General features: G+C 46.1%; 21 protein-coding genes. 19 read left to right on the forward strand and 2 right to left on the reverse strand.

Annotation, left to right across the window (positions count from 1 at the left end):
* Positions 1 to 18 precede the first annotated feature (18 nt).
* The 18 genes from AC3CIA_RS18110 to dsbD all read left to right on the forward strand — a co-directional run bounded on the left by AC3CIA_RS18110 (position 19) and on the right by dsbD (position 20,305).
* A complete protein-coding gene (locus tag AC3CIA_RS18110) occupies positions 19 to 4,863 on the forward strand; it encodes an Lcl C-terminal domain-containing protein (protein WP_488519637.1) in 4,845 nt (1,614 codons plus the stop codon).
* Positions 4,864 to 4,927: 64 nt separating this feature from the next.
* Positions 4,928 to 5,107 (forward strand): Flp family type IVb pilin, encoded by a 180-nt coding sequence (locus AC3CIA_RS18115; protein WP_102548127.1) that lies wholly within the window; start codon positions 4,928 to 4,930, stop codon positions 5,105 to 5,107.
* Positions 5,108 to 5,137: 30 nt separating this feature from the next.
* Entirely contained in the window at positions 5,138 to 6,019 is an 882-nt protein-coding gene (gene cpaB, locus AC3CIA_RS18120) for a Flp pilus assembly protein CpaB (protein WP_488519439.1), read from the forward strand.
* Positions 6,012 to 7,409: a type II and III secretion system protein family protein gene (locus AC3CIA_RS18125; protein WP_488519440.1), complete on the forward strand. Its 1,398-nt coding sequence runs from the start codon at positions 6,012 to 6,014 to the stop codon at positions 7,407 to 7,409. The genes cpaB and AC3CIA_RS18125 overlap by 8 nt, the downstream gene beginning before the upstream one ends.
* Positions 7,410 to 7,416: 7 nt before the next feature.
* A complete protein-coding gene (locus tag AC3CIA_RS18130; protein ID WP_488519441.1) occupies positions 7,417 to 8,040 on the forward strand; it encodes a CpaD family pilus assembly lipoprotein in 624 nt (207 codons plus the stop codon).
* Entirely contained in the window at positions 8,037 to 9,197 is a 1,161-nt protein-coding gene (locus tag AC3CIA_RS18135; RefSeq protein WP_488519442.1) for a CpaE/TadZ family protein, read from the forward strand. The genes AC3CIA_RS18130 and AC3CIA_RS18135 overlap by 4 nt, the downstream gene beginning before the upstream one ends.
* Positions 9,197 to 10,540, forward strand: a complete 1,344-nt coding sequence (locus tag AC3CIA_RS18140) for a TadA family conjugal transfer-associated ATPase (protein ID WP_488519443.1) — start codon at positions 9,197 to 9,199, stop codon at positions 10,538 to 10,540. The genes AC3CIA_RS18135 and AC3CIA_RS18140 overlap by 1 nt, the downstream gene beginning before the upstream one ends.
* On the forward strand, positions 10,540 to 11,454 hold the full coding sequence (locus AC3CIA_RS18145) for a type II secretion system F family protein (RefSeq protein WP_488519444.1): 915 nt from the start codon (positions 10,540 to 10,542) through the stop codon (positions 11,452 to 11,454). Before AC3CIA_RS18140 ends, AC3CIA_RS18145 begins: the two co-directional genes overlap by 1 nt.
* Positions 11,451 to 12,302, forward strand: a complete 852-nt coding sequence (locus AC3CIA_RS18150) for a type II secretion system F family protein (protein ID WP_488519445.1) — start codon at positions 11,451 to 11,453, stop codon at positions 12,300 to 12,302. The genes AC3CIA_RS18145 and AC3CIA_RS18150 overlap by 4 nt, the downstream gene beginning before the upstream one ends.
* Positions 12,299 to 13,039, forward strand: a complete 741-nt coding sequence (locus tag AC3CIA_RS18155; RefSeq protein ID WP_488519446.1) for a tetratricopeptide repeat protein — start codon at positions 12,299 to 12,301, stop codon at positions 13,037 to 13,039. The genes AC3CIA_RS18150 and AC3CIA_RS18155 overlap by 4 nt, the downstream gene beginning before the upstream one ends.
* Positions 13,039 to 13,485 carry a TadE/TadG family type IV pilus assembly protein gene (locus AC3CIA_RS18160; protein WP_488519447.1) on the forward strand — a complete coding sequence of 149 codons (447 nt, stop codon included), beginning with the start codon at positions 13,039 to 13,041 and terminating at the stop codon, positions 13,483 to 13,485. The genes AC3CIA_RS18155 and AC3CIA_RS18160 overlap by 1 nt, the downstream gene beginning before the upstream one ends.
* Complete coding sequence (gene tadF / locus AC3CIA_RS18165) at positions 13,472 to 14,035, forward strand: tight adherence pilus pseudopilin TadF (RefSeq protein WP_488519448.1); 564 nt, start codon at positions 13,472 to 13,474, stop codon at positions 14,033 to 14,035. Before AC3CIA_RS18160 ends, tadF begins: the two co-directional genes overlap by 14 nt.
* On the forward strand, positions 14,028 to 15,236 hold the full coding sequence (locus AC3CIA_RS18170) for a vWA domain-containing protein (protein WP_488519449.1): 1,209 nt from the start codon (positions 14,028 to 14,030) through the stop codon (positions 15,234 to 15,236). Before tadF ends, AC3CIA_RS18170 begins: the two co-directional genes overlap by 8 nt.
* Before the next feature lie 84 nt (positions 15,237 to 15,320).
* Positions 15,321 to 15,785 (forward strand): TlpA family protein disulfide reductase, encoded by a 465-nt coding sequence (locus AC3CIA_RS18175; RefSeq protein WP_488519450.1) that lies wholly within the window; start codon positions 15,321 to 15,323, stop codon positions 15,783 to 15,785.
* On the forward strand, positions 15,785 to 16,285 hold the full coding sequence (locus tag AC3CIA_RS18180) for a DUF4266 domain-containing protein (protein ID WP_371715879.1): 501 nt from the start codon (positions 15,785 to 15,787) through the stop codon (positions 16,283 to 16,285). Before AC3CIA_RS18175 ends, AC3CIA_RS18180 begins: the two co-directional genes overlap by 1 nt.
* Positions 16,286 to 16,336: 51 nt before the next feature.
* Complete coding sequence (locus AC3CIA_RS18185; RefSeq protein WP_017111396.1) at positions 16,337 to 17,563, forward strand: DUF3570 domain-containing protein; 1,227 nt, start codon at positions 16,337 to 16,339, stop codon at positions 17,561 to 17,563.
* Positions 17,553 to 18,512, forward strand: coding sequence for an FAD:protein FMN transferase (locus tag AC3CIA_RS18190; protein WP_488519451.1), 960 nt, complete (start codon positions 17,553 to 17,555; stop codon positions 18,510 to 18,512). Before AC3CIA_RS18185 ends, AC3CIA_RS18190 begins: the two co-directional genes overlap by 11 nt.
* On the forward strand, positions 18,509 to 20,305 hold the full coding sequence (gene dsbD, locus AC3CIA_RS18195; RefSeq protein ID WP_488519452.1) for a protein-disulfide reductase DsbD: 1,797 nt from the start codon (positions 18,509 to 18,511) through the stop codon (positions 20,303 to 20,305). Before AC3CIA_RS18190 ends, dsbD begins: the two co-directional genes overlap by 4 nt.
* 81 nt (positions 20,306 to 20,386) lie before the next feature.
* Here the strand turns inward: dsbD and AC3CIA_RS18200 are convergent, their stop codons facing one another.
* Complete coding sequence (locus AC3CIA_RS18200) at positions 20,387 to 21,520, reverse strand: phosphotransferase (protein WP_488519453.1); 1,134 nt, start codon at positions 21,518 to 21,520, stop codon at positions 20,387 to 20,389.
* A gap of 11 nt (positions 21,521 to 21,531) precedes the next feature.
* On the reverse strand, positions 21,532 to 21,816 hold the full coding sequence (locus tag AC3CIA_RS18205; protein ID WP_488519454.1) for a GNAT family N-acetyltransferase: 285 nt from the start codon (positions 21,814 to 21,816) through the stop codon (positions 21,532 to 21,534).
* Positions 21,817 to 22,090: 274 nt separating this feature from the next.
* Here AC3CIA_RS18205 and AC3CIA_RS18210 point away from each other — a divergent pair, with 274 nt between their 5' ends.
* Positions 22,091 to 22,837: a flagellar brake protein gene (locus tag AC3CIA_RS18210; protein ID WP_004732802.1), complete on the forward strand. Its 747-nt coding sequence runs from the start codon at positions 22,091 to 22,093 to the stop codon at positions 22,835 to 22,837.
* Positions 22,838 to 22,991: the final 154 nt, after the last annotated feature.

Raw genomic sequence — 22,991 nt, forward strand, 5'->3', positions numbered from 1 at the left:
AGAAATCCATACAAATTAATGAGTGTTTCACTCGTTTCCACAATGCTGATTGCTTGTGGCGGGGCAGAGTCAGATCCGAAGCTTAAACAGTCACAAACTAAGCCAAGTTCTCAGAATATTTCAGGCATAGCTTTGGATGGTTATTTGCACAATGCGAAGGTCTGTTTAGACAAAAATAGCAATGCCATGTGCGACTCTGCTGATGGAGAAATTGCCACTACGGACACCGAAGGACGATTTGAGCTAGACGTCGACAATGATGCCGTTCAATACCCAATATTGGTCGAAGCGATTGCTGGCATAACCATCGATATGGATTCACCGAATCAACCTATCGAATCCGGATTTACGCTAGAAGTACCGAGTAGCAACTCGGACGTGATTAGCCCCGTGACATCTCTCATTGCCAGTGTGTCGAGAACCAGTGGAATCAGTTTTGATGATGCAACCCAGCTTGTAGCCAGCGACTTAGGCATAGATAAACAACTGGCTGTTGGTGATTATTCCGCATCAAACTCAACCAAAAGCCGTGAAGTACACATGTTTGCGCGCGGTGTTACTCGCGTACTTCAAGAAGCACAAATGGCCTCTGTTGATGCAGGTGTCGACCAAGTAAATGCTCGAAAAGGATCTATGTACAAGCTGGCAGAGCTTGATTTAGCAGAATTTAAAGCCAAGACCGATTTGCTGTCTCTTGGCGCATCAGGAACCGACAGCGCATTGAAACAACTTGGTAAGGAATACCGAGACCAACTCAAAGTTTCCCAAGAAGACATCGATGGAAATGAAATCATCACAAGGCCGCCAGCTCCTAAGCACGGTCAAGTCAATGATGCCTCAGACACCTTCGATTGGCAGCTTGTACGTGGCTTCACTCACAACACAGATTACGAATATTCATTGGATTCAGGGAAGACTTGGACAACGGTAATTCGTAAGCCGATTGTTGTAGGGAAACTGGCGTTCGACAAAGGAGCCGTTCAAGTTCGAGTTGCTGCGTCTAACGTTCGTAATACCCCTGCCGGAAAGCCCATGCTTTCAGACAAAGCGTTTACGCTAACGACAGTGCCTGCTGCTCCAGCTTGGATTACTGTAAATAACGCGATCAATCAATTTGATTGGGCATTTGTCGACTCGTTTAATGAATTAGGTTTGTATGAATATTCATTAGATAACGGCTCAAGCTGGACGCAAGCGACTGAAAAGCCTCAAGACATTCAAGACCTAGATATTCCAGTTGGACATTTAAAAGTTCGTGTAGCCAAAGATGACTCGCTAGGTCACCCAACAGGATTAAGTTCAGCATCAGAACAATCGATGACGGTAACCCCAGTCCAACCCGCGCAACCAGTACTAGATTTTGCTAACGACAGCACCAATCAAATCAATTGGCTTTGGGTAGCTGGATACAAGGATCCGTCTTTCTACGAGATTAATCTAGACAATGGTTGGCAGGACGTAACCGCACTGCCGTATCTTGTTGGCAATGTTTCACTTCCTGCAAACACGATTTCGGTTCGCGTTAAGTCAAATGCACTGGATGCCCGCCCCGCGGGAGTTCCGTTGGTTATCAGCTCTGTATTCACTCGCTCAGAAAATCAACCTATAGCACCAACCTCACCGATTGTTGACGACGCAGAAAACACATTCGCATGGACGAATGTTGAAGGGTTCACGGGGAGTGATTCCTACGAATACTCTCTCGATAGAGGCATTACTTTTACCCCTGTAACTAGCACCCCACAAGCTATCCCTGATGAGATATTTTCCAAGGGGCAAGTCTGTGTGCGAGTAAAAGCAGAATCGGATCCTCAGCATGACCCTGGTGAAACCTTGTGTTCAGACAAGGGCTACTCTGTTACTCCTAGTATGCCTGCCGCACCGACATCACCAATATCTCATGATGGATTAGATACATTTGACTGGACGTTCGTAAGCGGATTTTCAGAGGCAACGGATTACGAGATCAATGCATTCAACACCGGTTGGACCGTCGTTACCACAAAACCATATCAACTAAACGATCAAGCTTACGCTATCGATTCAATCCAAGTACGCATTAAACGAGATCCGATTACGGGTCGTCCTAGCGGTTCAGAGTTGACGAACGATGTTCCTTTTACTGTTCGTCCGTCAGCACCAAACGCCCCGACGGGTCTGGTGGTTGACGACACAAACAATACTCTCGATTGGGCATACTTCGGCGAATTTACTCAGCCCGAGCACTTCGAAGTCACACTCGACTCTGGTTCAACTTGGACAAAAGTAACTGCGAAGCCTGTTGTGATTGGCAATGTAGACAAGAACATCGCTGAAGTGCAATTGCGAGTAAGCAAGAACCCAACTAATGGCATGCCTCATGGCGTTGCAACTCCAACAGCACAAGCCTTTACCAAAGTGTTTGAAATACCCGCGCCAACCTCGCCTGAAATTGTAAATACTTTCACAGGCAGCAACCCAATCAATACCAACGGATTTCAATGGGCTTACTTAACCGCCAACGTTGAGGGTCAATCGGTTCGTTTTGATCAAGCGGAATACTATGAGTTTACCAACGATAAAGGTGTCACTTGGCACCCTGTTGTTTCAAAACCTCAATTTATTGGCCCAGAAGCGTACGACAAAGCCAATGTCGGTGTTCGATTAAAAAAGAATGCGAAACAAGGTGTATCAAACTCAATCAGTGACACCCTTTGGGCTACAGATGCTAGTAGTCGCTTCACTGCATTAAAATTCGTACCGATGAAAACCCGTTCGCAGGCCGCTGATTTTAGTTACGGTGGCTCATGGAATTCCTACTCCCTAAATTGTATTGCTGAATACGATGACAAAGGACAAGGGGAACCGACGTTTTGGGCGGAACGATTCTCTTCAGAAATCGATACTGTATTCGATAAAGTCGCACAAGTAGATGATTGTGGTATCGCAGGTTGGAATCTTCCAGAGAGCAGTGAAGTCATCACGCTATCACAGAGAGATCCAGCAACACTGCCTTCAAACTTAAGAGGTTACTTAGTATCGAATCAGACACAGAATGTATTAGCGGATAAGAATGGCGTCGCTGTCACTATAAACAAAGGGCAAGAATCTGTTGAGCAGTATTACAGTAAATACGCATACCCTAAATGGCAATTACCGTCTGGAGCGCAGCTAGTCAGTCACATTGATGCTTCAACAACTGCTGTTGAAACCCTACTCAATACACAAAGTTCAATAGTAAAGGCGGCTGAGGCTTACCTAACAACATGGCTAGCGAACAATCAGAAAAAAGCGCAAAGCTACGCGACTTTAGAAACCCAAGCACAAGCTAAAGCGGTTGAACTGGCGGCCTTTACTAAGCCATGGCTTGACGAATTGAGTGCAGTGACCACGAAACTCACCATTTACGAGTTTCAGGCATTGGTTGCTCAAAGCCGCACTGATGCGAAGAGCCTTGAGTTCATTACCAAAGTAAAAGCTTACAAAGAAAAAGCAACGAAACTACAGCAAAACTCGAACGGGTTAAATGCACTAGTTGAAGGTGCTAAGTTTGCTCAAAAAATGGCATTCATCCAGAAAAACTCGGTGATGCTAACCGATGCCACAAGTGCAATAGGCTCAGCGTCATTGGCTTCAGAGCTGCATCAAGCAAGCTTGGATCTCTACAATGCCATTTCAGTATTAGAGAGCCAATATGCGCTAGTCACTGACTTCATTACTCAACTGAATACCGCAACCAACGGGATTGGCTCTGAGTTTGATTCGCTCATCGCCCTATACCAAACACTCATCAAAGAGATGAGCACCACAGCCACACTCCACGATCTCGCTCAATCTAAGGTGTTAGCAAGAGATGGACTAAAACAAGCGGCAGACAATGGGTTTAGTGTTTCTCAAGCCAACGCAATGGTAAGTAATCGCTTCGCCAAATTGGATGAACTAGGAAACTACCTGCCAAGCGACACAACCTATCAACAAGGTTGGCGCTGTGTTGAAGACACGAAAATTTCAGGAAAACGTCGAGTATGGGCACTGCTCAAAGATGGGCTACCGCATGGTGCTGACGATCTTGCCTATGATGCTTCAGCGACCGGATACGCGAGCATACTAGGCAGCAACGAATTACTCGCTAGCACTAATAGCAACAAGCTGTGTGGTTTTAGTGACTGGGAAGTTCCGCACTTAGCGCAGTTACTATCGATTAACACCAAAGCTGTCGAAGGTTCAAATTCGAAAATGACCTTGGATACAGACGTATTTCCAAATTACTTAGGACTAAAGCCAGAATACGACAAATCTTATTTCGATGATGGAACCACGTTTTATTACTGGTCTAGTGCTGCAAGCGGTGATCAACAATACATCACAAGTTACGACACTAAAGAAAGTAGCCAAACCCTAACTAAAGCTCGTACCGATGGTTCTGAAGACAAAGTCGTCTTAGCTCGATTATTCAGAGAAAAGTCTGCTCATTATCAGTATCTAAATGCGCAAGGAACGGTAGTAACCAATCGACAAAATGCAGTATGTGCTCAAGACACAGACAGCAACTTGGTTTGGCAACTCTTCTCTCGAGGTGATAGTAGCCGTTTCAAGAAATACGTAGATATTGCCCCTCTTATCACAGCACAAAATACCAAGAGTATTTGTGGCAAAGCCAATTGGCGTTACCCGACAAAAGCTGAACTGTATAGCCTATTGCCACTCAACAACGAAGTGTTTGAGTTCAACGAAGCAACAGGTGGTAGCTATGACTATTACATCACCAGCGACCCAGCACCTTATGGCCGCTTCAAAGGGTTAAATATGACAACCATGACGGAGACTGATGTGTCTACCGCGAGCTATTCATCAGCTTATCTATATCGATTAGTTGCAGACTAACGACACCTTTATTAATTATCACAGCAGCCTCAGCTGAGGCTGCTTTCATTTAGGAAATAACAACATGTTTAACAAGAAAAAGCAGCGCGGCGCGGCCGCTATCGAATACGCAATTCTCGCAGCAGCAATGTCTGTGGTCTTGCTTAATTTTGTAGGCGGCGAGAATGGTGATCTAACCGAAGCCATTACTGGCGCTTACCAAACTGTCGTCGATCAGCTCAAAGACGCTCAAAAATCAGAATAAGCCCGTTTACCGTAAATTAAAGGAATAGTTATGACTGCCAAGCGACTCATGTTGCTGTCGTTATTTTGCTCGGTGCTCGGATTGTCCGTTTTACTGTTGAGCCAAACCAATAGCGAGTCTGCGACCACCTCTTCTAAACAAGCCGCTAAGCAAACGGTCAAAGTGCTGGTTCCGACTCGCACGATAGAGATAGGTCAAGCCTACACGCCAAACTCGTTTCGATGGAAAGAAGTTCCACAGCAAGAGTTAGAGAACTACATCGACCACGTGGCACCGGAAGATATTTCTGCCGACCACACGATGTCAGGGCTAGCGCGTACCAAGTTAGTCAAAGACTCAGTGTTATCCAAGGCCGATATTACAGAACCTAAAGGTGGCTACTCGCTCTCATTGAAGTTACAACCAGGCTATCGCGCGATTTCAGTCCCTGTCGATCAAGTCACGTCTAATTCAGGCTTCATTGAGCCGGGCGACCGAGTGGATATTCTCCTACTCGGTTCACAAGATGGTGAGCTACTTCGTTATGGCAATTCATCTCAAGGATTGTACGTTACAACGATAGTGCATGATGCAAGAGTCTTGGCATTTAATGACAAGCAAACGGCAGAGTCTTATCAAAAGGCCCGTGAATCTAATCAACATAAAAAAGTTGTCCCTGACGACAGCAGTGTCTCTTTAGAAGTGACACCCGAGCAAGCAAACCAAGTAGTACTTGCGAAGCAATTAGGAAAGTTAACGCTTGTATTACGCGGGCAAAACGAGGCTCAACATCAACCTCAACACGCAAATGCCGTGACGCTGAAAGTCATTTCTCCAGACACAACTCAGGTATTACCTGACGTGGGTTTGGTGGAATTTAGAGCCGAAAGTAAAACCGTCAATAATAAAACTGGAGCTGATAACAATGGCTAACATCTGTCGTTGGTGGGGTGTTCTCCTGCTATCAAGCCTATGTGTCTCTTTTGCATCTGCAGCATCAACATTTGATGTCACGATCAATGAGGCGAGAATGATTCGCTTACCCGAAAAAGCGAAATCCATTTTCATCTCTAACACCCATATCGCTAATTACCAAACCTTAACCAATACCAAGGTGATGATATTCGGTAAGCAAGCGGGCAGCGCTACGATCACCGTTTTGAATGAACAAGAACGCGTGATTTATACCAACAAGATTCGCGTCACGCATAACAGCCGTGAGTTCAATGAACTGGTTAAAAACAAGTTCCCAGAAGCGTCAGTCAACGCGGAATCTCTGGGCGGAAAACTCTGGCTTAAAGGACGCGTTCCCTCTCCGATGATGGCACACAATATCGTGTCGCTCGCGAAAGGCTACTTATCTCCTATTGTCGGTTCTACCGAACAACAAGAGAGCTCGAATTCACAGGGAAACAGTAACAACAGCAGTAATTCAACCAATCAAAATCAGCAGACTCCACCCAATGATGATGAGCTGATCAATCAATTGGTTGTCACCATGCCAAATCAGGTCAACATTCGTGTAAAAATCGCTGAAGTCTCAAGAAATGTATCCAACAAGTTGGGAATAAAATGGGGTTCAATCGCTGGTGGTGTGGGGCAATTTTCGTTTTCAAAGCTGCCTAATGTCAGTAGTTGGGGCAAGCCGAGCATTACTGCTCTGATTGATGCGCTAGCAACCAACGGCATGATGTCTGTGCTTGCTGAACCTAACTTGACCGCAATGTCAGGTGAAGATGCTGAGTTTTTGGTTGGTGGACAAGTACCGCTACCACTGATTACGGCTGACACCACTCAGATTGAATACAAGGATTTCGGTGTAAAACTGAACTTCACCCCAACCGTGCTCAGTCAAAACCGTATCAGCTTAAAAGTAAATCCCGAGGTCAGTAACATCTCAATCGAGAGCCAACAAGTGATAAACGGAACTAACTTCCCTTCTTTTACCACTCGTAGCGCCTCCACCACCATTGAATTGGCGAGTGGGCAGAGCTTTGCTTTAGGCGGGTTGTTGAAATCGGAAGACATTGAGCAACTACAAAAAGTCCCACTTATCGGTGAGATACCAGTACTCGGTAGCCTATTCCGCTCGACTGAGTTCACTCGTAGAGAAACAGAGCTGATCATCATTGTAACGGCTTACCTAGTTCAGCCAACTCGTTCGGACTCAATGCCACTACCAACCGATGGCTTAATCCCATTGAGCGATGTTGAACGATTACTGGCATGGCCAAGAGAGCAACAAAAAACATCAAATAATAAAGCGACTTACACCGACAACCAGAAGCCTCGCTTACTGGGTGACAACGGGTTCTACTACTGAGGACATCATGAACAAATTATCCTTATTACTGCCCGCTCTCATTGCGCTTGCGGGTTGCGCGCCAACGCCTACAACCCAGCAACCGTCTGTGGATGTGGTGTCCGTGACAAACAAGCTGACTTTAACACTGTCGGGTAAAACGTTATCGGCTCAAGAGAAAGCTGATATCTCTGACTTTATTGCTCGCCGAGGCACGCTATCCAACTTAATGATCAAGATTGAAAATACGACTCAGAAAGGAGAAAGCCAAAGTGAAAAAGTCAGGCTTCGTCTGATTGAGTCAGGCCTCTACCCTTCGCAAATTTCAGTGTCAGACACTGCGGCGCAAGGTAAAGGCGACATCACGATTTTTGTTGAATCTTATCGTGCCAAAGTAACGGCATGTGACGCGGGTAAAACACCAAGAACCACACTCAACGCTTATCGTACTCAGCGCAATTTTGGCTGTGCGAATGCCAATGCACTGGCGCAAATGGTCGCAAATCCAAAAGACCTGATAGTTGGTCAGCCCATCGAAAGTGCACAAGGACAAAAAGCGGTGTCTAGCATCGATAACTACTTTGCACCACCAGCACAAAACCAACAGACAAACTCTGGTTCTTCGAATACCACGCTAGGAGGTTCGCAATGAACCAAGTACACAACTTAACGGTACTGATCGCGGCATCAGAGCAGCTCGATACATTAGCGCTCACATACACATTGAATGATTTCGGTATCAACAACATCACAACCTCTTCGAATCAAGAAGATGACGTGGTGAGACAGGTACTTAAGAACGATGTTAAAACCATCTTCCTCGATGTACTGAATAGCGAATTGCCAGAATCGAAACAGGTTGTGCAGCGTTTAATACAACGTACTGGGTGCCAAGTTATCGCGATTGGTCATTCAACCGAAATTTTTGCTTACCGTGGAATGCTCGCATCCGGTGCCAGTGACTATTTAGTCAACCCTGTGACACCACAAGATCTTGAACACGTCTCCTTTGCTGCTTTGCAACTCAACAACGAAAAACGAAATGAAAAAATCGTTTCCATTGTCAGTGCAAAAGGTGGCTCAGGAAGCAGCACCATTATCGCGACGTTATCGCAGCAGCTTGCCGAACTCGATAAACGAGTAACTTGTATGGACCTCGATTTTTCGATGGGTGATTTAGATTTGCTACTCAATGTCGAAGGCAACACGGCGTTGGTAGAGCTTTTACAATACCCAGAAAGATTAGAACCTCTCGTGTTTGAGCGCAGTGGGATCAGTGTGTCACCCGAGCACACGCTCTTTACCGGTTATCTACCTTTAGACACCACACCATTTTGGCCACAAAAGAGTGCATTCGATCAGTTTACAAAGTTCTGCCTGCAAAGTTCAGACTACTTATTGATCGACATCCCGACCTATTCATTGCGTGACCAAGTTGGCTTTGAAGCGCTAAAAAGTGCCGATATCCGAATCATTGTGGTCGAGCCTACACTCAGCTCCATTCGCAATGCAGGCCAGATAATCAAACGACTTCAAAACCAAGCAGCTTCGCAAACCATTGTGGTGTTGAACCATTGTAAGTCCGATTCCGCATCCCTTATTTCGGTCAATGATGTGAAGAAATCACTCGGCACATCCGTAGACGTCGTGATCCCGTTTTTGCCTAACCATTTCCTGAGCAAGTCATCGCTTGGTCAGCCTGCCCATAAAGGCAATAGGAAAGTGAAGCTCGCGTTTAACTCTCTACTTGAACTAGTCACTGGTGAGCCGCAACAAGCCAGCCGCCGTTTTTGGAAGCGAGGCGCATAATGTTTGGTCAGAACACACAAACCATAGATCCGATTGAAGCGAATAGAGCTCGAACACATGAAGCCCTCACATCAACACCCTCAGTTCGTGAGCATTATCATGTGATTCATGAAGAGGTCATCAAGGCGATCGACCCATCGGTTGTAGTGAGTTTAAGCGCACCCGATCTTGAAGCTAGAATTGCCGAAATGGTGTCAGATATCGTGATCTCTAAACAGTTACCGCTTGGTCACAAAGATGTCGCTCATTCGGTGGAACAATTGCTTAATGAGTTTCTAGGATTAGGTCCACTTCAGCCCTTAATTGAAGACCAAGGCATTACCGACATCATGGTCAATGGGTACCGTGAAGTCTACGTAGAACGCTCAGGAAAATTGCAAAAAACGGCCGTTCAATTTCGCAATGAAGAACAACTTCTCAACCTAGCGCGACGCATCGTCAGCAAGGTTGGACGAAGAATCGATGAATCGAATCCATTAGTCGATGCTCGATTGGATGATGGTAGCCGTGTCAATGTGATGATCCCACCGCTCGCGCTTGATGGAACCTACATTTCCATCCGAAAATTCAATGAGAATAAGCTAACACTCAGCCAATTGGCTCAGTTTGGCGCAATGTCGAAATCGATGGTCAAACTTATCGATATTATTGTTCGCTCACGCCTTAATGTGCTTGTTGCGGGAGGCACTGGTGCAGGTAAAACCACACTGCTCAATGCGATGTCTTTTAGCATTTCACCTCAAGAGCGCATCATTACCATCGAAGACACCGCAGAACTGCGTCTACAACAGCCTCATGTTGTGCGCGCTGAAACTCGCCCAGCCAATGCCGAAGGCTTAACGCCAATAACCCAGCGAGAGTTGGTGCGAAATGCTCTACGTATGCGACCAGATCGCATCATTTTAGGCGAAGTTCGTGGCGATGAAGCCTTTGAAATGATGCAGGCAATGAACACCGGCCATGATGGTTCACTGTGTACATTGCACGCAAACTCGGCGACTGACGCACTGGTTCGCATGGAAAACATGTTGATGATGAGCCAAGCGACCCTGCCTCTGTTCTCATTGCGCCGCCAAATCGCAGACACCATCGATGTGGTTATACAAGTCGAAAGAATGCGTGATGGCAAACGACGCATTGTTTCGATCACCGAGGTGCAAGGGTTAGAAGGAGAACAATACATCACTCAAGACTTGTTCAAATTCAAGCCTTTATCGGAAGATCAACAAGGTAACCTAATTGGCGAATACAAGAGTGCTAAGTGCGTACCAAGCTTCAATGAAAAAGCCAAGTATCACCAACTCGATGCTCAACTCAGAGTGGCGATGGAGCTTGAAGCCTGATGATCCTAGTTCTCACTGTTTTTGTTTTGTTTGTCGCGATCGGGTTAATCAGATTGAGCTCAAAGCAAGCTATCGTCAATAAACGGCTGTTATTGGTAAGCGGCAGTCAACGCTCGCTCACAGCTGACGTTTCAATCAAAAAAACCAACCACCAGCCCAGCAACAAACTGCATGCTTTCTTTTTGCGAATGAATGCATTGCTGCCAGTTTGGGATAAGTACTTTATTGCCTTATCAGCTATCGGCTTCCCTGCATCTGGTCACATGTTATTTCCCCAACTGGCAATGCATCATCAACTTCTGGCCGCTATTGGACTTTGGTTTGTATGCACATGTGCCTTGGTGATATACCGCCGAAAAATGCAGGTAGAAGAGTTCGAACAAGGCATCATCAATGTGCTAGGGCTGATTTCTAGAGCTGTGGCTGCGGGGCTCTCAATCCCACAAGCAATTGAGCAAGTGTCAGAAACCCAACCAGGGCTATTAGGACGTGAGTTCTCCTATATTCGCGACAACTTAACGCTCGGTTTAAGCCTTCGCCAAAGCCTCGATGATGCATGCGTTCGGCTTCCTTACAGCAGTTTCCGCTACTTCTCGGTCGCGTTGATCCTGAATCAATCGAATGGTGGCCAACTGCGCGACATTCTTCAAAGCTTAAGCAGAACCATGCATGACAATCGAGCGATGAGAAAAAAGGTCAAAAGCTTAACCTCGGAGCCTCGTATGACAGCCCTCTTTCTCTCAATCTTACCCCTGGGGTTATTGGGTGGTATCTATTTGATGGAACCCACCATGATAGTCCAATTATTCAACACAGAATCGGGACAGCGTGTACTGACCTACGCCGTCATCAGCATCAGCTCAGGCACACTCATTTTGAACGCTCTGACTCGTAACAAAAGGTTCTCATCATGATGTATGTTGCCTTGCTTCTGTTGGGATGTGCATTACTACTGACAGTTGTCGCGCACTTGTCTTCTTTCAAACGAGATGTAGTCGCTGAACGACTGACTCGCGTATCGAGCTACTCCTCTAAGTACACCACCGCTTCAAGTAAATGGCGCTTCCAAGGTGCAAAACCACGACGCCAGAAGTTAATCCTCATGGGCTGGTTGAGTCCTAATGCAGAGATCTATTTTCTTGGCTTAAGACTATTGACGATGGTGACAGGATCTATTGCTTGGTATGTCACTCGAATCCAAGTGCTTAGCATGAACTCTATGGCCGAATGTATCGCAATCGCCATTGTGGTCGGCATCCTGTTCGACCGCATTCTAGATTGGCGTGTGAACCAAGTACGAATGCAAATTAGCCGCGTTATTCCTGATGCCGTCGATCTGATGGTGGTGTGTGTCGCATCAGGTCTAACACTCGAAGCAGTATTCCGCTGTGTCGGTGAAGAGATGCGTGCTATCTCTCCAGCGTTGTCACGCGAATGGCTACTCACTGCGACTGAGATATCGGTTCTTGATTCACCACAAACGGCACTTTCAAACCTAGACAAACGAGTCCAGCTTTCTGACATCAACAATATTGTGACCACCATGAATCAAGCGCTTCAATACGGCACACCTCTCGCTGAAGCGTTAAAGCTAATTGCCTCTGATAGCCGCCAATATCACTTCTTAGAGCTTGAAGAGTGGGTAGGAAAAATACCAGCCAAGATGTCATTCCCTTTAGTGGTCTTCATCATGCTACCTGTTGTGGGCATTATTGTTGTGCCAATCATGTTATCCCTTAAACAAACTCTGGGGGGCTTATGAACAAGATCGTTCTCTTGGGTTTAGCGCTAATTTTAGTCGGCTGTCAGTCAACGAATAACGTTGAAAAAGAGGCCTCTGAAGACATGAAAGTCGCAGAGGTTGCACTGATGAATGGCAAACCAGAGAGTGCCATGGATCTGTACCGAAAGATGCTGGTATCGAAGCCTGATGATCCGCAGTTACTATTGCTAATGGGGTCCGCTGCAAATCAAGCGAGTCGTTATGATGAGGCGCTGCATTACCTAAAACGTGGTATCGATCTTAATCAATCGAGCGCGATTTACAGAGAACTTGGCCGCGCGTGGTTGGCGCTCGGTGAGCTTGAACAAGCCACATCAGCGCTCGAAGAATCTGTCAGGTTAGTAACAACTGATGACGTTGCCCAAAATAGTTTAGGCGTGAGTTACTCGCTCAATAAGCAGTATTCAAAAGCGCGTGAATCTTACTCTCATGCCCTTAGTTTGATGCCATCCAGTAATGAGTATCGCAACAACTTAGCCATGGCTTGGATACTCGATGGTAAACCAGAGCAAGGGATCCGAATTCTGCACCCGATTTTTGTCCGAGGGGAAGCGAGTGTAAAACTCCAGCTCAACCTAGCACTGGCTTATGCGCTTTCTGGAGACAGTGCGTCCGCGAAAAGTATCGCTCGTGAACATCTATCTCAACCTGAGTTCGCCAACAATAGTCTGTATTACCAAGAGCTTGCTGCCAAAAATGAGCAAGGAGAACTGTGATGCTCTCACGTCAAAAAGGTGCGCAGACCGTCGAGTTTGCAATGTTGGTGGTACCGTTCCTGATACTGATCATCGGTTTCTTTGAGATCTGCCGCCTGCTGTTGGTCAACATCACCCTTGATGTAGCCGTTAATGCGGGTGTTCGTGAGGCCAAGACACGGCCGATTAGTCCTATTTCAGACCAAGCTTTTGCCGAGACTATCGCAAAGTTCCCATTGATAAGTAAGGATAAAATCAGCTTATCTTCACCGCTATACGCCGAAAACTTCTCAGATTTAGTTAATGAAAAACCGGTATCCAAAAGCAGAGCAGTGTTAGGCGAGTACAAGGTGTCTTACTCATTTTCATTTGCCTTATTACCTAATCTATCAACTCAGTTTTCTGAGTCTATCGGCAACATGACAACCTTGAAAAGAAAGGTACTGGTTAGTTATGACAACAAATAAAACACCTCGAAAAAAACAAGCGGGTTCAGCAGCGATTGAATTCCCCTTCGTTGTACTCGCACTCATGATCATTTTGTGGGGGCTTGTTGCTACCTACCGCTTATTCAACCTACAGACTCAGCTCGACAACGTGACATATAACCTAGTCAACGCCGTTTCACTAACGCAATTGAAACCAGAGCAAGGCCCAAACGGATTACCTAATACGTTAAAGGATCAGCTTCTCGATCTCGCCGAACGTTATCTTCCGCAAGACATTAAGCGCAGCAATATTGGGCTGGTACTTGAAAGCCGTGTATTTGATACCACCGCTTCGAACTGGGAATACAAGCCCATCATCCATGCCGGGATTACCTGTCAAAAGTACACTCCCATCGATCAACTAGAGACACTTATCGTTGAGGGAAGCGGCGACCCTGCGTTAGTTGGAAGACCATCCACCTTGGTTCAACTCACTTTATGTGTGAATACACCGTTTGACTACAAGCGACTCGATCTTCCTAAAACACTCTCAAGTTCATCAGCCGTGATAGGAAAGCATTATGGTTAAACCAATATTCGGTAGTAATGCGCTTAAAAAACAGCAAGGCTCCATGACCATTTCATTCTTGGCGTTACTGTTTCCCGCGCTTTTCATCGCCGTTGGCACCCTGATGGTCTCGGCGCAAGTGATGGTTTCAAACCGCGCTGCGCAAGCCGCCGACTCGGCCGCATTAGCTTGTGCTTATGCTAAAAAGGCGACTCCAAGAATGATGCAGGCTTACCAAGATTACTATCGCCCAACACTGAAAGGGGTGAGTGGATTACCGCCGGAAAACCAAGACTGTCGAATTAGCCTAGGTTATTCATTGTCACCCTTACTGCCCAACTTCCAATATGAGAGCTATGCAAACAAGGTAACGGCGACGGGTGGTGGTTATAAAGGCGTGGTTGAAAGCAAGCAATCGTCGATTCCAACGGAGCTGGTATTGGTCCTTGATGTTTCTGGGTCGATGGGTTCAAACATCCAGTCGTTGAAATCCATTTTATCCAACGCCTTGAATACGATTCAATCTCAGAGCAATAACACTAACGATTTAGATTCTGTGAGAATTTCGATCGTTCCTTTCGACTCTGGCGTTGCAGCGCAGCGCCCACCTTGGTTATCCAAAGAAGCAGCCGGAATCTACTGTATCGATGGGCTTAGCTATCGTAATGGCGATTTCTCTGCGGCACTGACCGTCGATAACCTCGCGACGCTTCACTCAGAGCGACCAGTGAAATTTACACCACCGAGTAAGTGGTTAAGCGACTGCAATCAAGATTCACCAATGCTGCCATTGACCAGCGTATTTTCCCGCGTCCAAAACTCGATAAACAACCTAACAGCAAATGGCGGTACTCGCTCTTTTCACGGCTTGTTATGGGGAGTGAGACAACTGATCCCGAGCTGGCAACAAGCATGGGGAATCAACGTCAGCACAGTACCTGAAACCAGAAGAAAGCTAGTGCTCTTCACCGACGGTGCTGACGAAGGAGACACGTTTGACCGACTGGTTAACGCCGGGTTCTGTACTACCGCAATCAATCAATATGGCATCGAAATGAACTTCATCGGCTATGGCGTCAGCCCTTCTCGAATCACTCAATTCGAGAACTGTGCCGGGGATCCACAACGCGTGTTTAGTGCCACCAGCACGGCTCAACTCAACGAGTACTTTTCCGATATTTTAGCGGTTGAATACTCGGCAACCATCAAACTCACTCGCTAATCCAAACAAAGCGTTTGATTCGAAACACCTGAATTTAAGCATTGAATTAAAAACAAACAAGTTAAAAACAATATGGAGAAAAACATGTTTACACGAGCCCTAGCGCTATTGGCGCTGTGCCTTTCTTTACCTGCATTGGCTTATCAAGAAGGGGATTCGTTGTCGCCAGACGTCATCGAAAAACTTCAACTCAACAAGGATGAACTGACCATTGTCGACTTCTTTGCAGAGTGGTGCGTCTCTTGCCGCGAAGAGCTACCGGAAGTCAATCAGCTTTACACCGAACTCAAAGGCACTGGTGTCACGTTTAAAGGCGTGGACGTTGATGAAGATGTTGTGGTTGGCTTAGCGTTTCAAAAGCAGCTCGGACTGGAATTCCCTGTTGTTAACGACCCTGAACAAGCATTGATTGCCGAGTTCAAGCCGATCGGCATGCCAGCGCTTTATTACATCTATCAAGGCAAGGTTATCAAGATTCGTTTTGGTGCCATCAACCACATTAGCGACGTCATTACTGACGACCTCACCAAGATGGGAGTGCAACTGTAATGCTAACCAAAGCCACCCTTGTTGGGCTACTCGCTATTCCAATGACTGCTAATGCGGCTCTTGAACTCGATCTTAGTGGTTTAGGAAAGAAGCCCACAGAACAGCAAACAAGTAATAGCAGCACAAATAGCGATGGTCCAATCATTGAAGAAGAGATCATCTCCAGCACCGTTTATTCAAGTGGCGGTGATTATTCAAACCCAGAAGCGAAACGTGCAACCAGACGAAACATTGAAATGGTGAAACCCAAGGCAAAGCAATTGGTTATCGAACAGAAAGCACCAGAAGTGAGCAACAAACCTTCCGCTCTGGCTTTCGTTGATGAGTTTCTTGGTATTGAACCTGTAAAGCCTTGGGAAAAAGGCACATTGGCTCAAAAAGAGATGAAACCCGGTGGCCCGGTGCCTGAATTCGACGTCTTTTCTGAAAAGGTCTTCGCTTACAAACAAGGTTCCGTCGGCGGCAGTGGTGTTGGTGGCGGTGGCTGTGGTTGTAACTAACCGCTCCATCAATGAACAAATCAGTATTTAAAAAAACAAAATAAGAACAAAATGAAAAAATTACCAATTACGCTGCTGAGTGCAGCGGCAGTGGCTAACGTGGCATTAGCTGAAGATCATATCTCTGTTCATTACCTGAGCTATGAGGAATACGATGACAGAGTATCAGCCAATGACACAATGGTTTCGATTGAGAAAAGTATCGGCTTAGATTGGACACTCAACGCAGAGATAAGCTACGACAGTGTTTCTGGCGCATCTCCGGCATGGGGGCCAACAACACCTCTCGCTTCGGATGCGGATCAGGTCAACCGCGCCCTGAAAACTCAACAAGCACAGAATAAAACCGACGAGGTTATTCGTGCAGGCTACGATCCTCACCGCAGTGGCTATGAAATCCAAAAAGTAGGGCTTGAAGACACCAGAAAGTCCATCAGCTTAAGCGCGACCTATCGTGACACGTTACGTAATGAATGGACCTTAGGTGGCAACGCATCTCAAGAAGAAGATTATGAAAGCCTTGGTATTAACGCCAAAGGTTTGATCTATGCCGATAGCACTAAGAACCGCTCTTACAGTCTAGGTGGCTCTGTCCTTTTCGATCAAACTCAAGCGTTCGGCAAATACTCGTTGGCGTCATCAAACAGCCAGAGCTGGGAAGACATTTTCACCGGCAGTTTAGAAGCCGGATTATCTCAAACCTTCACACCGAATCTATACAGCATTTTTACCGCTTACACGGGTTACCGGAGTGGCTATTTGAGTAATCACTATTTAACGGTTCTGCGTGAAGTCGATATCAATGACGACGGTAAAATCGATGATGATGAAGTGTTCTTGGGACAAGATTCTCGACCGGATACGCGACTCTCTGGCGGTATCAATATCCAAGCCTTTTATTCATTATCCGACAGTCTAAAAATCCGACCAAGATACAAATGGTTCATGGATGATTGGGGCGTAATGTCTCACCAATTAGGCGGCAAATTATCTTGGCGAGTGAGTGAATGGTTAACCTTGGCACCGGGCTATTTTTGGTACACGCAAGATGCAGCCGATTTCTATCGCGACCCTAGTAGTGCCGATCCTTCTTTTGCATCGTCAGGCTACGCGACTTCAGACCTTCGCTTAGGCAACTTCACCGCCAATGCCTATGAACTAGGGGCAAGTATCAAGGTACATAAGAAATTACGCTTAAATGCGCTTGCTGCGTATTACGAACAGAGCAACGGTTTTGAAGCGCAATGGTGGGCGGTTGGAGCAACCTATGAGTTCTAATCTACCCTTTGTGTACCGCTTTCATGCCATGACCGTACCGTGTGAAGTGCAAATTTTGTCGATGGATTTGGCTAACTTTCCAGAAACAAGCGCAAAAGCAATCGCCGATGAGATAGAGCAAAACACACGCCGATTGGAAGACAAATATAACTTCTACTGCGACGATTCGTGGCTAACACAGTGCATTAATCAAAGAGCGTCATGTGATATCGAACTCGACCCAGAATCTGCCGAGGTTTTTCAACATCTCGACCGATTAAGTCAACTGACGTTCGATACCTTTGATACTACGGTCGGCAGCATCAAACATCTTTTAAAACAAAAGCCGAAGATGTTGCACAGTCATGCTTTCCAAGCCTTGTCTTCTGCTTTGGGTAAGCAAGCTTGGGAATTGAAAGGAGCAATGGATCTAAAAGGAACCGTCGATCTACAAGGGACCCTCGATCTACAAAAGACAAGGCTACACGTCCCTGATTCCCGTACTCGTTTCGATTTTGGCGGCGTCATCAAAGAGTACGCCGTTGACCAAGCGGTAGTGATCGGCAAACAGCTCGGCGCGACGTCGATGTTAGTGAATTTTGGCGGTGACATCTATGCGTTAGGCACCAAACCGGATGGCTCGGCATTTAACATTGCTGTCTTAGACCCAAGAGACAACAAGACCCCATTTTTCGCCGTTCCGTTAACGAACGCAGCACTCACGACCTCAGCTCACAGTGAGCGTCAGATGCAGTTTGGCGATAAGACCACTTCTCATATCTTGTCGAAGCAGGATGTTGAGCAGAAGATCCTTTCTGTTACCGCTATCTCGTCATCCACATTGGAAGCAGGTGTGCTCAGCACTTCTCTGACACTGAACCCGAACATTTCAGTACCCGAAGACAGTGCTGTTATCTACATCGACGATCAATTACACATTCACCAAAACACGGAGTTCCTTCATCCATGAAGTGCTACCTACTTACGTTAATTCTATTATTTAGCGGATTGTTACATGCTCAAGAAAACGAGTTTCTTCCCGTTGAAGAGGCCTTCCCTGTTACATGGGAAGCCACAGACCAAGGCGCGATCATCAGCTTTGATACCCACAAGGGTTACTACCTGTATCAATCTCGATTTTCGTTCAAAGGGGAGTCTTCATTATCAACGTTAGAACCGAGTTATTCGCTGCCAGGTGAAGAGAAAGAGGACCCTAACTTTGGTAACGTCATCGTGTTTCATGAGCCCGTTACCGTTACTGTTCCTTACTCGGGAAGTGGGAAACTCACCGTGCGTTATCAAGGCTGCGCAGACAAAGGACTTTGTTATCTGCCGCAAAAGTTAGTGCTCGATTTACCTATGCTCGAAACCGTAGCTGAAGCTCTGGTTGAGGAGCCATCAAACTCTCTATATCAAACCCTAGGTGAGATCAGTGAGGATACGAATGGCTTATCTTCGTTCCTATCCGAAGCCGGTAAGTTACAAGCGCTTCTTGTGTTCTTCTTGCTTGGTATAGGCTTGTCCCTAACACCATGTGTACTGCCGATGATTCCGATTCTGGCTAGCATCATCGGTGGCGAAAAAGCGATGACAGGCAAGAAAGGCGCGGCACTCTCCAGTTCTTACGTTTTGGGAATGGCGACCAGCTATGCCATGACGGGGATCTTAGTCACCACTTTGGCAAAAGGGGTCAACCTGCAAGCCGCGATGCAACAACCTTGGTTGTTAAGTAGCTTTGCAGCGGTTTTTGTTCTGCTCGCATTGGCGATGTTCGGATTCTATGAACTCCAACTGCCTGCCGCCCTGCAGCAAAAGCTCAACAGCGGCTCAGACAAGCTTGGAGGCGGTAAGATCGCCAGTGTCTTTGCCATGGGCGCAATATCAGCCTTGGTTGTATCACCTTGTGTCAGTGCTCCATTGGCTGGTGCGTTGCTGTACGTCTCCACAACTCAAGATTGGGTGTTTGGCGGAGCGACTCTGTTCGTTATGGCGCTTGGTATGGGCATACCGCTTATCGCGATCGGCGCAAGTGGCGGGCGTCTGTTATTAAGAAGTGGCGCGTGGATGGTTTCAGTTAAGCAAGTGTTTGGCGTGCTGTTGTTAGCGGTTGCTATTGTCCTGTTGAGCCGCTTTGTCGCTCCATCGATCATTATGATCTTATGGGCGCTGCTTGCTATCGGTTCCGGTGTGCATTTCGGTGCTTTAGAAGCCGCACAACCGGGTTGGGCGCGTACTCGTAAGTTCTCTGCTTTGCTACCATTGAGCTATGGTTTAATTTTGTTTGTCGGATTTTTCTTAGGTAATACCGATCCTCTTAACCCGCTCGCGAATAGAGAATCAACCCAATCCATTGCCGTCACTCCCTTTGAAAAAACTGACTCTATTGTTCAGCTAGAACAACAGTTACAAACCGCAGCGAGCAGCGACCAAAAGGTGCTAGTCGACCTTTACGCAGATTGGTGTGTGTCTTGTAAAGTGATTGAAACCAACGTGTTCAACGACCAACAAGTGAGCCAAAAACTTAAAGAGTGGAAGACAATAAAGCTTGATGTGACAGAAAGCTCTCCAGAGCAAATGGCGTGGCTTAATGATAAGAATGTATTTGGCCCACCAGCAATTTTCTTTTACTCACCCGCCAGCGGTGAAATAGAGCCTGCGCGTGTAATGGGAGATATTGATAAAGAGAGTTTCAATAAAAAACTCAAACTTGCCAATAAGCTCGCTTACACACGAACAACAGAAGCTGATAGCCAAACGAACTAAGGCCTACGCTAGATAAAATCAAAATCGCCCAATCATAAATTGGGCGATTTTTTCTTATTTGGTTTGCAGATAAGAGGCAATTTATTCTGGGCTTTCTAGCTGCTCAATCACCGTTTGAGTCAAATGCTCAGTATACGGGTTTATCTTCCAATGCTCTGGACTCCAGCCTTTTACAAAACGTTGAAAATCAGCCCACGCTACATAAAACATTGGCCGCCATGCGGCTTCAACATCATCGAAGGAAAGCTGTGGCTGATAGTACGTCACTGCCTCTTTCAAGTAATAGAAGTAAGAATCCAGTACCTCTGATTCAAGTGCAGCGCAATCTTGCGGCCTCACCGCACTGCTCATAAACAGAGCCACGTCTTTCATCGCACAACCATGACCCACATATTGGAAATCGACCGCAGCTGCATTTTGGCTTTCTGAATCAAAACAGAAATTGGCAAGCTTGGCGTCACCATGCACCAAAGTTGGATACGGACACTCTCTGAGTAAACGATCGATGTGTTGCGCTTGATTCTTCAATGGTAAGTCGGCCAACGCGTTTAACTCATCAGGACGTGTATCTAAATGCCAGTAAGTACCGACTTGCCACAATGATGACGACTGTTGTTGATTGATATTGATGTGCTTTGCGTGAAAATTAGCGAGCCATTTAAGGCAAGCATCGCGTTGTTTTTGCTCTTCTCGTGTGTAACTAGACGCCTGATAGTCAGAAGCAGCAAGCACATCAAACTGAGAGATCAACGGAAAGCCGATTTCGGCCAAGTCTTGCATCACAATCAGCCACTCGTTTTCTTGTAGCTCACAATGCAACCCTACAGGTACAGGGCAACGCTCATCGCACTGTTGAGTGAATGATTGATACCAAGCCGTTTCCACTTGGTAAGAGTGCACCTTTCGTTGGTGAGAGAGTTTGGTATTCCAACCCTTTGGGTGTTCTGCTTTATCTGGCAACGCGACATGTTTAACAATCACACTTTTCAGTTCAGCATGGCCTTGTTGAGAAAAGACCAAGCGAACTAACTCGCCATATCCACCCCACAGGCGTTGAATCACTTGGACATCAAACCCTTCATGACAACCCAACGAGGTCGCTATTTTTTGATAAAGCTTATTTTGATAAAGCTCTTGTTGATAAAGATCAGGCTGATTTTGACTTGAATTCGCTTCAGGTTGAGCCCGATTATTTGACGGTATTGATTGAGACATATTACTCGTTGCTATGCTTTATCAGATAGAAGATGTGACCACTGTAGCTGCCTATTCATGTAGTGAACGACATAGCTACAAACTGGCACAATTTTGAAACCTGCTTGTTCAATTTCAGGCAAGACCGACTCCATCATCACCTTGCCAAAGCCCTTGCCTTGTAGTTCATCAGGGATTCGTGTCGAAGTGATATGTAGTACATCTCCGTCCTTTTGATACTTAACGACCGCGAACTGGTTGGGTTCTAGCTCAACTGTGATCTGGTTCACTTCTTGATCCCATTTTACTGCCTGCATTCTCAACTCCTGCAAATAATTGATACGACAAACAATAAAAGTTTGAAGTATGAGTTCCTTGTAATAGACTAACGCAAGTGCATATAAATAAAACTAAGTACTTACAAACAAAGTAGTTAATTCAGTGCCATCGGCTTAATATAAAAACAGCAATGATAAAAGGCACTCTATAAATCTATGTGAGTACGCCTACTCAATCTAGCACGTAATAACCCCTTGTTAGCAAGTTACCAATATAACTAACAGACGCATGTTGGCGCATGGAGAATATATAATGAACGCACCACTGAAGAAGCCTTTGGAGCATAATCAGGCACTTCAAGATCCTCGTAACCGCACCGTTTCTACGATAAACAGCACCGATGCATTGGCCATGATTGAGCACGGCAGTGAGCTGACATTAAATGTCTCGACTCCAGTTGGCACGAAGTTTCTCGCCACCACCAAATTTATCGGTACGCACAGTGATAACTGTATTGTGGTTGAGGTTCCCGAGGTATCCAATGAAGATCTGAATTTTTTCTTTCAAGAAGGTTTTTGGATGACCGCTCGTGCCTATTCTCTGCGAGGTGAAGGCGCACTTATTCACTTTAGAAGCCAAATTCACCATAAGATTGGTGAACCCTTCCCTATTCTTGTGCTTTCGACACCAAGCACGATGCAAGTCACTCAGCTGCGTAAAGAAACACGCTATGAAGTGAACTTGGCTTCAAGAATCATCTTCAACGACCAACGAGCAAACTGTGAGATAAGAGACTTATCGAAAAGTGGTTGTCGTTTTGTGACCTCTCCGACCTCTCGTGCAATTCAGATTGCCGATCGAGTGTCTATCGAGATTACACCTGAAAACTACAATGGCCCTCTTATCCCTCCTTTGAGAGGCATCATCTGTAATCTGCAAAAATCGACGCACTACGCTCGATACGGTGTGGAATTTGATGATATTGGCCGAGCTAACGCCAAACACTTGTTGGCAAAATTGAAGTTCGATGGCACCAAGCTCTGCTTACGAAATGGCTAAGATCATTTAACACACTGCGCTCGTCTAATTCGTGAATTGACCAAATACAAACCACTCACTCGCGAGCAAAGTCGCAACCAATAAAAAAGCCATCGACTCAAGAATCGATGGCTTTCGCGTTTTGGCTGTTTTTATCTGTTTATCTGTTTATCTG

Source organism: Vibrio sp. QJM3NY_27 (assembly GCF_057785955.1).

Coding starts and splice junctions, on each gene's coding strand:
- AC3CIA_RS18110 (WP_488519637.1), top strand. CDS start 19: ATGAGTGTTTCACTCGTTTCCACAATGCTGATTGCTTGTGGCGGGGCA.
- AC3CIA_RS18115 (WP_102548127.1), top strand. CDS start 4,928: ATGTTTAACAAGAAAAAGCAGCGCGGCGCGGCCGCTATCGAATACGCA.
- cpaB (WP_488519439.1), top strand. CDS start 5,138: ATGACTGCCAAGCGACTCATGTTGCTGTCGTTATTTTGCTCGGTGCTC.
- AC3CIA_RS18125 (WP_488519440.1), top strand. CDS start 6,012: ATGGCTAACATCTGTCGTTGGTGGGGTGTTCTCCTGCTATCAAGCCTA.
- AC3CIA_RS18130 (WP_488519441.1), top strand. CDS start 7,417: ATGAACAAATTATCCTTATTACTGCCCGCTCTCATTGCGCTTGCGGGT.
- AC3CIA_RS18135 (WP_488519442.1), top strand. CDS start 8,037: ATGAACCAAGTACACAACTTAACGGTACTGATCGCGGCATCAGAGCAG.
- AC3CIA_RS18140 (WP_488519443.1), top strand. CDS start 9,197: ATGTTTGGTCAGAACACACAAACCATAGATCCGATTGAAGCGAATAGA.
- AC3CIA_RS18145 (WP_488519444.1), top strand. CDS start 10,540: ATGATCCTAGTTCTCACTGTTTTTGTTTTGTTTGTCGCGATCGGGTTA.
- AC3CIA_RS18150 (WP_488519445.1), top strand. CDS start 11,451: ATGATGTATGTTGCCTTGCTTCTGTTGGGATGTGCATTACTACTGACA.
- AC3CIA_RS18155 (WP_488519446.1), top strand. CDS start 12,299: ATGAACAAGATCGTTCTCTTGGGTTTAGCGCTAATTTTAGTCGGCTGT.
- AC3CIA_RS18160 (WP_488519447.1), top strand. CDS start 13,039: ATGCTCTCACGTCAAAAAGGTGCGCAGACCGTCGAGTTTGCAATGTTG.
- tadF (WP_488519448.1), top strand. CDS start 13,472: ATGACAACAAATAAAACACCTCGAAAAAAACAAGCGGGTTCAGCAGCG.
- AC3CIA_RS18170 (WP_488519449.1), top strand. CDS start 14,028: ATGGTTAAACCAATATTCGGTAGTAATGCGCTTAAAAAACAGCAAGGC.
- AC3CIA_RS18175 (WP_488519450.1), top strand. CDS start 15,321: ATGTTTACACGAGCCCTAGCGCTATTGGCGCTGTGCCTTTCTTTACCT.
- AC3CIA_RS18180 (WP_371715879.1), top strand. CDS start 15,785: ATGCTAACCAAAGCCACCCTTGTTGGGCTACTCGCTATTCCAATGACT.
- AC3CIA_RS18185 (WP_017111396.1), top strand. CDS start 16,337: ATGAAAAAATTACCAATTACGCTGCTGAGTGCAGCGGCAGTGGCTAAC.
- AC3CIA_RS18190 (WP_488519451.1), top strand. CDS start 17,553: ATGAGTTCTAATCTACCCTTTGTGTACCGCTTTCATGCCATGACCGTA.
- dsbD (WP_488519452.1), top strand. CDS start 18,509: ATGAAGTGCTACCTACTTACGTTAATTCTATTATTTAGCGGATTGTTA.
- AC3CIA_RS18200 (WP_488519453.1), bottom strand. CDS start 21,520: ATGTCTCAATCAATACCGTCAAATAATCGGGCTCAACCTGAAGCGAAT.
- AC3CIA_RS18205 (WP_488519454.1), bottom strand. CDS start 21,816: ATGCAGGCAGTAAAATGGGATCAAGAAGTGAACCAGATCACAGTTGAG.
- AC3CIA_RS18210 (WP_004732802.1), top strand. CDS start 22,091: ATGAACGCACCACTGAAGAAGCCTTTGGAGCATAATCAGGCACTTCAA.